The organism is Ramlibacter sp. (genome assembly GCF_028291745.1).
Taxonomy (GTDB): domain Bacteria; phylum Pseudomonadota; class Gammaproteobacteria; order Burkholderiales; family Burkholderiaceae_C; genus Ramlibacter.
The window spans coordinates 1-10,673 of sequence record NZ_JAQGNQ010000077.1; the positions used below are offsets into that span (position 1 = coordinate 1).

Genomic DNA, 10,673 nt, shown 5'->3' on the forward strand with positions numbered 1-10,673 from the left:
GGGCCAGTGAGAAAATCGCGCCATGCCGTTCCAAGACATCGCGCCCGGCCTGCAGGTCCAGGGCTTCACGCCGCCGCTGGCGCTGAGCGACTTCAAGCTCATCGCCTTCGACATGGACTCCACCCTCATCAACATCGAGTGCGTGGACGAGATCGCCGCTGCCGTGGGCAAGAAGGCCGAAGTCGCCGCGATCACCGAAGCCGCGATGCGCGGCGAGATCGCCGACTACAAGGAGAGCCTGCGCCAGCGCGTGGCGTTGCTGCGCGGGGTGACCGTGGCGGACCTGGAACTGATCTACACGCAGCAGCTGCAGCTCAATCCCGGCGCCGAGCACCTGGTGCGCGCGTGCCAGGCCGCGGGCCTGAAGGTGCTGCTGGTCTCGGGCGGCTTCACCTTCTTCACCGACCGCATCCGCGATCGCCTGGGCATCGACTTCACGCGCTCCAACGTGCTGGAGATCCGGTCGGGCGCTAACTGCGGCGAGCTCACCGGCCGCATGGTGGACCAGCCGTGGGGCGACATCTGCGACGGTGCCGAGAAGCGCAAGATGCTGCTGGAAACCTGCGCGCAACTGGGGATCTCGCCCAGGCAGGCCATCGCGATGGGCGACGGCGCCAACGACCTGCCGATGATGGGCGAAGCGGGCCTGTCGGTGGCGTATCACGCCAAGCCGAAGGTCCGCGAACAGGCGATGGTGGCGATCGACGAGGGCGGGCTGGATCGGCTGCTGGAAGTGGTGCGCTGAATACGGACATCCGGATGGCAATGCGGACAGCCGGACGCAGAAAGCGCAAAGGTTTCGCAGAAGTCGCAAAAGAAAACCGTGGAAGGATTTCATTGCGTACCCACGGCATCGGCGTCACGGCATCGGCGCCACCGGCTTTGCTGCACGACGCACCCACACCAGCGAATACGTTTGCATTTCCTTTTGCGACTTTTGCGAAACCTTTGCGCCTTCTGCGTCCAGATGTCCGCTCCCTACACCTCACGCGGCCGCGCGTGCCCGCACGCCCGGCCACCCCCGCACCAGCCCCAGCGAACTCGCCCGCCACAGCAGCCCGCCGATGATCGTGAGGTTCAGCAGGTTCCAGCCGATGCCGTTCAGGAAGGCCGCGCGGTAGGACCCCGTCAGGTCGAACACCGCACCGGACATCCAGCCGCCCAGCGCCATCCCGAACAGCGTCGCCATCAGCACGGTGCCCACGCGCGCGCCGGCCTCCTGCGGCGGGAAGTACTCGCGCACGATCAGTGCATACGCGGGGACGATGCCGCCCTGGAACAAACCGAACAACGCCGAGACCACGTACAGCGACACCAGCCGGTCCGCAGGCAGGAACAGCAGCAGCGCCACGCCCTGCAGCAGCGATCCGAGCAGCAGCGTGCGCAGCCCGCCGATGCGGTCCGACACCCAGCCCGAGACGAGCCGGCTCACCACGCCCATCCCCAGCATCAGCGACAGCATCTCGGCCCCGCGCGCGGGCCCGAAGCCGAGGTCGCTGCAATAGGCGACGATGTGCACCTGCGGCATGGACATCGCCACGCAGCAGGACACGCCGGCCACGCACAGCAGCGCGAGCAGCACGTTGGGCGGCAGGCCCAGGGGCCGCTGCGCCGTCGCCGCGGGAGCCGCCGAAGTTGCCGCCGCCGCGGTCGCCACCACGGGCGGCCTGCGCCTGAGCGCGAGCCCCAGCGGCACCATGCTGGCGATGCAGAACACGCCCATGCCGATATAGGTCTGGCGCCATCCCACCGTGGCGATGAAGTGCTGCATCACCGGCGGCCAGACCGCGCCCGCGGTGTAGTTGCCGCTCATGCAGATCGCCAGCGCGATGCCGCGGCGGCGGTCGAACCAGCGCGAGGTGTCGGCCACCAGCGGCGCGAACGTGGCTGACGTTCCCAGCGCACCCACCAGCACCCCCTGCGCGAGGGCGAAGCTGGCCAGTCCGGGCGCGAGTCCGGCGGCGATGTAGCCCAGCCCCAGCCCCACCGCTCCGAGCATCACCACCGCCATGATCCCGATGCGATCCGCCAGCCGCCCCATGAAGATCCCGCCCAGGCCAAACCCGATCATCGTGAGTGTGTACGGCAGCGAAGCCTCGCCCCGGGCGATGCCGAAGTCCTGCTGCATGCGCGGCAGCACCACGGTGATGCCATACATGCCGGAGCCGCCGATCGTCATCAGCAGCAGCGACATCGCCAGGCGGGCCCAGGCGTAGGGGGATTCGATGGCATCTCGGCCGGCAACGACAGGCATGGCCGCATTGGATACCAATGCACCGGCCGCGCAACGGCGGGCAGCCCGGGATTTCCCGCAGGCCGTCGGCCACCGGCTACAGTGCGCACGGTGCGACACCGACGAGCCCGCTCCAAGCTGGAGCTTATGGTCGCCTGCAAACAACGAGAGACCGACGATGCCACCCAGCGCGCCCCGCCACTTCTCCATGGTCCGGGAATTCCACCTGGCCGACTTCTTCACCCTGGGCAACGCCGCGTGCGGCGTCGGCGCCATCCTGCTGGCCATGCTCTACCTGGCCAGCGGCGAGCGCTCGTATTTCATGACGGCAGCCGCGCTGGCGCCGGCCGCTTTCATCTTCGACGTGCTCGATGGCCGCATCGCCCGCGCGCGCCACCAGCACTCGGCCCTGGGGCGCGAACTGGATTCGCTATCGGACGTGATCTCCTTCGGCATGGCCCCGGCGGCGCTGGCGTTTGCCGCGGGCCTGCAGGGCGGCTGGGATGCGGCCGCCCTCATCTACTTTGTCTGCTGCGGCGTGAGCCGGCTCGCGCGCTACAACGTCACGGCCGAACAGATGGCCGGCGACGACTCGGGCAAGGTGAAGTACTTCGAGGGCACGCCGATCCCCACCAGCGTGGTGCTCACGGGCGTGCTGGCCTGGGCGGCGTGGCAGGGCGACATCGGCGAGCGCATCTGGGGCGGCGTGGTCGACCTGGGGCCGTGGGACTTCCATCCGCTGGCCCTGCTCTTCATCGCCTCCGGCAGCCTGATGATCAGCAAGACGCTGCGTATCCCGAAGCTCTGACGAAGCCGCTCGGTGGCCCATGGACCCCCACGGCCCCACCTTGCGCCTCTTCCTCGGCCTGTGGCCTTCCGACGAGATGCGCGCCACGCTGCGGGCGCAAAGCGATGCGTGGAACTGGCCGGCGAGCGCACGGCGCACGCGGCCCGAGGGCCTGCACATCACGCTGCACTTCCTTGGCGAAGTCGCCGCGACGCAACTGCCTTTGCTGCAGCAAAACCTGGACGTGCGATGGGAGGGATGCGAATTGCTGCTGGATCAGCCGCAGGTCTGGCCCGGCGGCATCGCGGTGCTGGAGGCCTCGCAGGTCCCGCAGTCGCTGCTCGCACTGCATGCCAGCCTGGGCGAGCGCCTCGTGGCGACGGGGCTGGCGATCGAGACGCGACGCTATCGCCCGCACGTCACCTTTGCCCGCAAGGCGACCGGGGCGCGGCCACCGGCGGACGCTGCGCCGGTGCGCTGGCACACCGGCAGCGGCTACGTGCTGGTGCAGTCGCTTGCGGGCGGGCGCGGCTACACGCCGCTTCAGTGCCTGGGCTGAGCCGCGCTGTGGCGGGCGAGTTCGATGGCTTCGCGGGCGGCAACTTCGGCGGCGAGCGCCGGGTCCAGCGGCGAGCGGCACAGGCCCGCGTGCTGGTAGTTCAGGTTTTCGTACAGTTCCGCGGTCGCGGGGGAAGCCTGGAGCACGGCATCCATGCCGGCATCGTGCGGCAGGGTGCGCAGCAACTCCGAGAGGTGCTCCACCACCCCCCGATACTGCTGCGGGTCGACGGCGACGCCGCTGCGGTCCAGGCGCTCGAGCATGCGGGCCAGCGTGACCAGGTTCTGGGAGACGGTGGTGTTCATGTTCATGCTCTCGACGTGGGGATGGGCCCCGCCGATTGCAAGAGGTTGGACGTCCAGCGAGCGGCGGCTGCCGCTCAGCGCTTGGGCGGCTCCGGGTCCTCGGGCGGCTGGGTCGATTCGAAGTCGCCGTGTTCCTCCTCGGGCGGCGGCTTGCGCATGGCATCGGCCATGGCGGCGTCGCGGATCGCAAACAGCGCCTGCAAATCCTCCTGCACGTCCTCGTCGCTCTTGGCAGGCTCTTGCGCGGCCGGCTCGCTGTGGCCGAAGCCGCTGTGCGACGGGCGCCAATCGGCCTGCACCAGAGGCGACTGCAGCGGCACCGGCCCGCTCGCCCAGCTGTTGGGGTCGGGCATGTCGGCGGCGTTGAAACCCTGGAACTCCCAACCGAGGCTGATCAGCCAATCGCTGGCGCGCGGCTCGAAGCGGGCGAGCTCGCGCTCGAAGCTGTCCTGGAAGGCGAAGACGTAGGCGAGCAGCCGGTCGTGCGCCTTCTTCACCACGAAGTTCACGTGCAGGCCGGCGCGGCCGCTGCGGCTGATGCTGGAGAGGATGCGGCACTCGACCCAGTCGGACGGGATGCCGTGCTTGCGCATCGTGTCGCGCAGGAGCACCTGCACCAGTTCGCGGCGCGGTGCGTTGCGCGAGGTCCGCGACTCCTCGGTATCCGGCTCGCTTTCGCGGAACTGCGTGCTCGCGGCGGGGCCGGGTGCGTCCGGTTCCTTGCCGCTGCCGAATATTCGATCTAGCAGTCCCATCCGCCGATTGTGCCCTTATTCGCTCAGCTGAAAGCGCATGCGCGTGCCCGCGAGATCCAGCACGTCGTGCTCCGCCAGCATCACCGGGTCCACGCCCAGGGGCGTGCCATTGAGCAGGGGCGTCGCCTGGCCGCCCAGGTGCGTGACGTAGAAGCCGCCGCGCCGGTGCGCCACCGAGACCACCGACACACCCGGCTTGCCGAAGGTGGTCACCGCCTTGACGATCGGCACCTCCAGCCCGGCGGAGGAGCCGGATTCGAGCGTGAAGCTGGCGTGCAGCGGCAGCGCATCGAGCGACGAGAACTGCGTGCCGCCGAAGGTGCTGGGCTCTTCGCTCGCCTGCAGGTACTTGATGCGATAAGGCCCGATCGCGATCACGTCGCCGTCGGCCAGGCGCGTGCGTTCCTTGACCATGCGGTCGTTCACGCACGTGCCATTGGTGCTGCCCAGGTCCTCGAGGAAGACGTCGGCCACCCCCACCAGGTCGAACACGCAGTGCAAGCCGCTCACCACCATCGTGTCCAGCACGATGTCGTTGTCCGGCTTGCGGCCCAGCGTCGTGCGGTCCTTGTGCAGGTACACGTGCTTGACCTCCACCCCCTTCACCGTCGCGATCAGCTGCGGCATACATCCTCCACGGCAGAGCCCTGGGCCATGCTAACGCTGCTGCCCCGGCGGTTCAAGCAGCACGTCCTCAGTCGCTCGCAAGCACGCTGGCGCCGGCGGCGCGCAAGGTGCCGAGCAGGTCGTTCCAGCGCTGCGTGTGCTCGGCGTGCAGGCGACTGCCGGCGGCCAGCACGGGCTGGAACTTCCAGCCGCGCACCTGCGCCTGGTCGAACCAGGCGCGTGCGCGCTGCCGCACGATCCACACCGGCGTGCGCCACGAGCCCCAGGGTTCCGCGGTGCGCGCGAGATCGGGGCTGGGTTCCAGCGCGCCCTCGGCATAACTCAGGAAGCCGTAGCGGCGCGGCGTCGAGGGCTGGCGCGGGCCCTCGTCGAAGGTCTCGAACACCGTCGCGTCCTCCAGGGCGGCCGGCAGCAGCTCGCGCGCCACCAGGTGGCTGCCGACCTCGTGCGCCTCGCCGGTCTTGGCGTGCAGCACCGGGCGCAGCTCGAAGCCGGTGAGGCCGCTGGCCTGCAGCGCCTGCGCCGCCTGCCGGCCGATCACGTACTCGCCGGTCCATTCGTCGACGTGGCTGATGGCGCTGTCGCCGACCACCTTGCTCAGGTAGATGCGCTGGGGCAGCCGCACCTGCCAGCGGCTGGCTGTGGCGTGCAGGGCTTCCTGGTGGTAGGCGGCCATGGTCGCCTTCGAGTCGGCGCGGCTCTGGCCGATGATGGAGCGGCACAGCACCTCGAAATGGCTGCATGCGGTCAGCTCGGGCGCGCTGCACTGCACGTCGCGCAGGAAGCTCACGGGCTCGCCCTCTGCCAGGGCCAGCAGCCGCGGCAGCACCGGGCCCGAGGCGTCGAAGAAGCGGGGAAAGAGGAAGCCGACCGCAGGGTTGGGCTTGGCGCCCAGTGCCCGGGCCAGGGCTTCGTCCGCGGCCAGGCGCTGGGCCAGGCCGGGGCTGCAGGGTCGCAGCGCAAGCAGTATTTTCATGGGGCCACATCGTAGCCGCAGCCCGGCAGGCGCCCGAGCTCGACCATTGCGCATGCGACACTGCGCGCCCCATGGCTGCCGCTGCAACTCCGTCCCGCCCGCTTGCCGTTGCCTGTGCCGGCCTCATCGCCCTGGCCGTGGCGATGGGCATCGGCCGCTTCGCCTTCACGCCCCTCTTGCCGATGATGCTGGCCGAGCGCAGCGTGACGCTGGCCGGTGCCAGCCTGCTGGCCAGCGCCAATTACCTCGGCTATCTGGTCGGCGCGCTGGTGTGCACCTTCCAGCCCTGGCTATGGCGCCGCCTCGGCTGGGCGGCGGGCGTGAACGGACCGCAACTGGTGCGCGGCGGCCTGGTCGCGACCGCCCTCCTCACCCTGGGCATGGCGCTGCAGGCGCCGGCGGCGTGGCCGCTGCTTCGCTTTGCCGCCGGCGTGACGAGCGCCGTCGTCTTCCTCTACACCTCGGGGTGGTGCCTGGAGCAACTCGCGCGGCGCGGCGTGCCCGCCATGGGCGCGCTGATCTTCGTCGGGCCCGGCGGCGGCATCGTCGTGAGCGGACTGGCGGCCAGCGCGCTCGTGCAGTTCGCCGCGCCGGCGGCGGTCGGCTGGCTCACCTTCGGCGTGCTGGCCGCGCTGCTCACCGCCACCGTGTGGGGCGTCCTCGACGCGCGCCGCAGTGTGCCGGCAACTCCCATCGGCGCAGCTCGCAACACGGATGCGGTTGCGGCGGCGCACGCCAGCGCCGGGCAGATGGCCTGGCTGACGCTGGCCTATGGCATCGCCGGCATCGGCTACATCGTCACGGCCACCTTCCTGCCGGTGATCGCCCGGCAGGCGTTGCCGGGGTCGCCATGGCTGGACCTGTTCTGGCCGCTGTTCGGCGTCGGCGTGATGCTGGGTGCGATCGGCGCCTCGCGTCTGCGCCCCGGCGCCGACCTGCGCCTGCGGCTGGCCGGCTGCTATGCGATCCAGGCGGTCGGCGTCGCAGCCAGCCTGGTGAGCCCGACGCTCGCCGGCTTCGCCATCGGCAGCCTGTTGCTGGGACTGCCGTTCACCGCCATCACCTTCTTCGCGATGCAGGAAGTGCGGCGTGTGCGCACGGCCCAGGCCACCAGCTTCATGGGCCTGCTGACCGCGATGTACGGGGTGGGCCAGATCGCCGGGCCGCCGCTGGCGGCCTGGCTGGTGGGGCGCAGCGCCACCGCGGCGGCGGGGTTTGCCCTGGCGTTGTGGATTGCGAGCGGGTCGCTGGCAGTGGGCGCGGTCTTGTACCTGGCCATCGCGAAGTGCTATCCGCAGGCTGGCCTGCGCTGACGCGCAAGCATCCAGCAAAGCGTCCCCTTCACCGGCTCACGACCGCATCGCTCGGGGCGGCGCGGCTCAAGGCCGGATACGCGTTCACCGCCTCGCCTTGCCACCACCTGGCCGGCGTGCCGAGGCGGAATACCGCGAAGTGCAGGTGGGGCGCGCCCGGATCGGCATTGCCCGTGCTGCCGACATAACCGATCAGGTCGCCGCGCTTGAGCGTCATGCCCTCGCGCACCCCCTGCGCATAAGCTTGCAGGTGGGCGTAGTAGTAGGCGAGTTGGCCGGGCACGTCGTATTCGTAGATCGTGAGCCCGCCGGCCTTGCTGGTGAACAGCTTGGCAATGCGGCCATCGTCCACGGCAACGACCGGCGTGCCGGCCGGCGCGAGGATGTCGGTGGCCTCGTGCTTGCGCTGGCCGCGACCCTGGTCGTAGTTGTCGGCCAGCGCGGTGGGCGCGATGCCGACCACCGGGACCTGCAGCGAACGCTGTCCCAACAGCTGCGCGCCCTGCGTGTCCCCCGGATCGCGCAGCTGCGGCAAGAGGGCCGAGACCTTCTTGCCTTTTGCCGGCGGGGCAGCGGGCGCCTGCTGCAGCTTGGACATCTCGGTCGGGGCGGCCGTGCCTTGCGCCGTGGCGGCAGGTGCGGGGGCACTGGCACCGGGCGCAGCGCCCATCGCGGCCGTGTCGGGTGCCGGTGCCGATGCAGCGGCAACAGCGGGTGCGACGGGTGCGGCCGGCTCCGTCGGTGCCGCTGCCGCCGTGGCTGGCGCTGCGGCCTGCGGCTCGCTGGCCGGTGCCGGCACCGGTGCCACTGCAACGGGGGCCGGCGCGGCAGGCGCGGCTGCCGTTGCCGCCGCCCCGGGCTGCAACACCGTGTTATCCGGCAGTGACGCCGTAGGCGGCACCACCGTGGTCACCGGCGCCTGGCGGTCGCAGGCCTGCAGGCCGAAGGTCGCGACTACCGCGAGGACGGGCAGGCTCCAGCGCCTCACGATTGCACCTCCACCGTCATTCCGGGACCGGCCACGGTCGACAGGCGCAGCACGTCCCAGTTGGTCAGGCGCACGCAGCCGTTGGTGACCACGCGGGACATCTGCGAGGGCTCCGCCGTGCCGTGGATGCCCGCGTGCTCCTTGCTCAGGCCGAGCCACATCAGGCCCACCGGGTTGTTCGGCCCCGGCGGCAGCTTGAGCTTCTGGTCGGTCTTGGGATTGCGCAGCAGCGCGGGGTCGTAGCTGTAGTCGGGGTTCTTCGCCTTGCTGATGATCTTGAGTTCGCCCAAGGGCAGGGGCGGATCGCCGAGGCTGACCGGGAAGGCGCCGATCACCTTCTGCCCCTCGCCCAGCACGTAGAGCATCTTGTCGGACTTGTTGATGCGCAGCGCCGTGGCGCCGGTCGGAGCGGTCGCGCCGCGGCCGACGTCGGTGACGACGATCGCCTGGCCCACCTGCAGGTTGCGTCCCTTGTTGAGGGCCGCCAGCAGCTTCGGGCTCATGTGAAAGCGCTCACCCAGCGCTTCGGCGGCGCTCTCGTAGCCGAGCGTTGCGAGCTTGGCCTCCTGCTCGGGATCCTGGGGGATCTGCACGTACGGCCCGTTCACGTCCTGGTCGCTCAGCACATAAGTGGCAAATGCCGGCGCCTGCGGCCCCAGCGCAGCCCAGGTGGCCGGGTCCAGCCGGCCGGTGGTGGGCAGGCCGCGCGCGAGCTGGAAGGCAGCGACGGTGCGCTTCATGTTGCTGCCGAAATTGCCGTCGATCTCGCCCACCGAGAACCAGCAGCGATCGAGCATCACCTGCGCGCGGATCACGGCCGGCCCCTTGTCCCCCTCGGACAGCAAGGGCGTGGCCGCACCCGCGTTCAATTGCGCGATGTGCTCGGTGGCATCCGCGGGAAAGCTCGCCGGAACGACGGCGCCGGCGCTCCCGCCCTGCGTGCCGCCGTGCTGGGAGGACGAATGCGACGGTGACTTCGCCAGCACCGCGTGCGGTGCCGCGGCGATGACCAGGGGCAGCACCAGCGCGAGCGCGCGCAGGAGCGTTGAAGGGTTTGGCATGGCAAGGCTCCAGAACTGATTGCCTTACCGTAGCGCTGTGGGCGCCGCTGCCTTGTAGTCGCGGGACGCTGCGGCCGGTCGGCGCGATTCGTCCCGACGGCAACCCAGGCTCAGGTCGGCTGCATCTCGATCTGGTACGCGCCCCAGGGGCACAGCGCGAAGCGTTCCTCGAGCGGCTTGGCCGCCATGTCCGGAAACCGGTCGGCGTCGTAGGTGATCCACAGCGGGCCGAGTCCGCCCAGCGGGATCGGTGCGCCATCGAGCTGCGTGGCCACGATGAACTTGTACTGCGCCGCGTGGCTGACCGGGATCACCGGCGAATAGCCGTCGATGCCACGCATCACCAGGCGATAGCGGTCGCCGTTGGCGCCGGCCGCCTTGAGCACGTCCAGCAGCAGCGGGCCCTGCAGGCGGTGCACCTTCTTGTCGTACTCCAGCGTCGGCTCGATGGTGGTGGACGGCATCGCCGACAGCAGCCCATAGTCGAAGGCATGGGCCGGCCCGAAGCTCAGCTTCTGCTTGGCCATCATCACGTCCAGCATCGGGTCGAAGGGCTTGCGATTGGCATGCACGCGCGGGCCGGTGACGGTGAGCAGCGCCGGGCCGCGCAGCCCGTGCGCCGTATTGCCGCCGCCAAAGGGCGAGGGCGCCGCGGCCGGCGCCTCGCTCTGGGCCAGGGCCGGTATCGATGCCGCGGCGCTTACTGCCGCAGCCAGGAACTGTCGCTTGTCCATCCTCATCCTCCGTGGTCTGTTCCGGCCATGATAGGGGGCCAGCCCGTCGCTGCGCAACAGCGTGCACCCCGGGTAGGCGGATGTCATTGCGGGCTTGACCCGCAATCTCGGATGTCATTGCGGGCTTGACCCACTAGTGTCCGGAGAAGAGTTCGCATTTGGGCGGTAAGTCATTGATCTGCTTGATGTAATTGCCCCCTGATGCGGGAATCGATTTGAATTTCGTGCGCCCGGCAGCCCACACTCGCAGTCATTTGCGGGGTGGGCGATGCACAAGGGCCGGCTCGTTTTCGCGCAACTTCAGGACCATTTGCCTCGCAGCGTCTTTGACGCCT

Annotated in this window: 12 protein-coding genes; 4 read left to right on the forward strand and 8 right to left on the reverse strand. The window is 70.0% G+C overall.

Going from position 1 to position 10,673, the window contains the following annotated elements; genetic code table 11:
- Nucleotides 1–22: 22 nt before the first annotated feature.
- Nucleotides 23–745, forward strand: coding sequence for a phosphoserine phosphatase SerB (gene serB, locus JWP60_RS14155; protein WP_299792366.1), 723 nt, complete (start codon nt 23–25; stop codon nt 743–745).
- Nucleotides 746–985: 240 nt separating this feature from the next.
- On the opposite strand, the gene JWP60_RS14160 is transcribed toward serB, so the two are convergent.
- Nucleotides 986–2,254 (reverse strand): MFS transporter, encoded by a 1,269-nt coding sequence (locus JWP60_RS14160; RefSeq protein ID WP_299792369.1) that lies wholly within the window; start codon nt 2,252–2,254, stop codon nt 986–988.
- A gap of 157 nt (nt 2,255–2,411) precedes the next feature.
- On the opposite strand from JWP60_RS14160, the gene JWP60_RS14165 reads away from it, so the two are divergent.
- Together JWP60_RS14165 and thpR are read left to right on the forward strand one after the other, a co-directional pair.
- Nucleotides 2,412–3,041, forward strand: a complete 630-nt coding sequence (locus tag JWP60_RS14165; RefSeq protein ID WP_299792372.1) for a CDP-alcohol phosphatidyltransferase family protein — start codon at nt 2,412–2,414, stop codon at nt 3,039–3,041.
- A gap of 19 nt (nt 3,042–3,060) precedes the next feature.
- The gene (thpR, locus tag JWP60_RS14170) at nt 3,061–3,579 is read left to right on the forward strand and encodes an RNA 2',3'-cyclic phosphodiesterase (RefSeq protein WP_299792374.1); all 519 of its coding nucleotides are present in this window, start codon (nt 3,061–3,063) and stop codon (nt 3,577–3,579) included.
- Here thpR and JWP60_RS14175 read toward each other — a convergent pair.
- From JWP60_RS14175 to JWP60_RS14190, 4 genes are all read right to left on the reverse strand, one after another.
- Nucleotides 3,564–3,884 (reverse strand): hypothetical protein, encoded by a 321-nt coding sequence (locus JWP60_RS14175; RefSeq protein ID WP_299792377.1) that lies wholly within the window; start codon nt 3,882–3,884, stop codon nt 3,564–3,566. The two genes, thpR and JWP60_RS14175, sit on opposite strands and share 16 nt — an antisense overlap.
- Before the next feature lie 74 nt (nt 3,885–3,958).
- The gene (locus JWP60_RS14180; RefSeq protein WP_299792380.1) at nt 3,959–4,639 is read right to left on the reverse strand and encodes a hypothetical protein; all 681 of its coding nucleotides are present in this window, start codon (nt 4,637–4,639) and stop codon (nt 3,959–3,961) included.
- A gap of 15 nt (nt 4,640–4,654) precedes the next feature.
- Nucleotides 4,655–5,266 carry an FHA domain-containing protein gene (locus tag JWP60_RS14185; protein ID WP_299792383.1) on the reverse strand — a complete coding sequence of 204 codons (612 nt, stop codon included), beginning with the start codon at nt 5,264–5,266 and terminating at the stop codon, nt 4,655–4,657.
- A gap of 67 nt (nt 5,267–5,333) precedes the next feature.
- Nucleotides 5,334–6,242 carry a hypothetical protein gene (locus tag JWP60_RS14190; RefSeq protein ID WP_299792386.1) on the reverse strand — a complete coding sequence of 303 codons (909 nt, stop codon included), beginning with the start codon at nt 6,240–6,242 and terminating at the stop codon, nt 5,334–5,336.
- 71 nt (nt 6,243–6,313) lie between these two features.
- Between JWP60_RS14190 and JWP60_RS14195 the strand changes: the two genes are divergently transcribed.
- Entirely contained in the window at nt 6,314–7,555 is a 1,242-nt protein-coding gene (locus JWP60_RS14195) for a YbfB/YjiJ family MFS transporter (RefSeq protein ID WP_299792389.1), read from the forward strand.
- A 28-nt stretch (nt 7,556–7,583) separates the two neighbouring features.
- Here the strand turns inward: JWP60_RS14195 and JWP60_RS14200 are convergent, their stop codons facing one another.
- The 3 genes from JWP60_RS14200 to JWP60_RS14210 form a co-directional block, all read right to left on the reverse strand.
- A complete protein-coding gene (locus JWP60_RS14200) occupies nt 7,584–8,543 on the reverse strand; it encodes a M23 family metallopeptidase (protein ID WP_299792392.1) in 960 nt (319 codons plus the stop codon).
- Nucleotides 8,540–9,604, reverse strand: coding sequence for a L,D-transpeptidase family protein (locus JWP60_RS14205; protein ID WP_299792395.1), 1,065 nt, complete (start codon nt 9,602–9,604; stop codon nt 8,540–8,542). Before JWP60_RS14205 ends, JWP60_RS14200 begins: the two co-directional genes overlap by 4 nt.
- Nucleotides 9,605–9,714: 110 nt before the next feature.
- Complete coding sequence (locus tag JWP60_RS14210; protein WP_299792398.1) at nt 9,715–10,338, reverse strand: molybdopterin-dependent oxidoreductase; 624 nt, start codon at nt 10,336–10,338, stop codon at nt 9,715–9,717.
- Between the last annotated feature and the right edge of the window lie 335 nt (nt 10,339–10,673).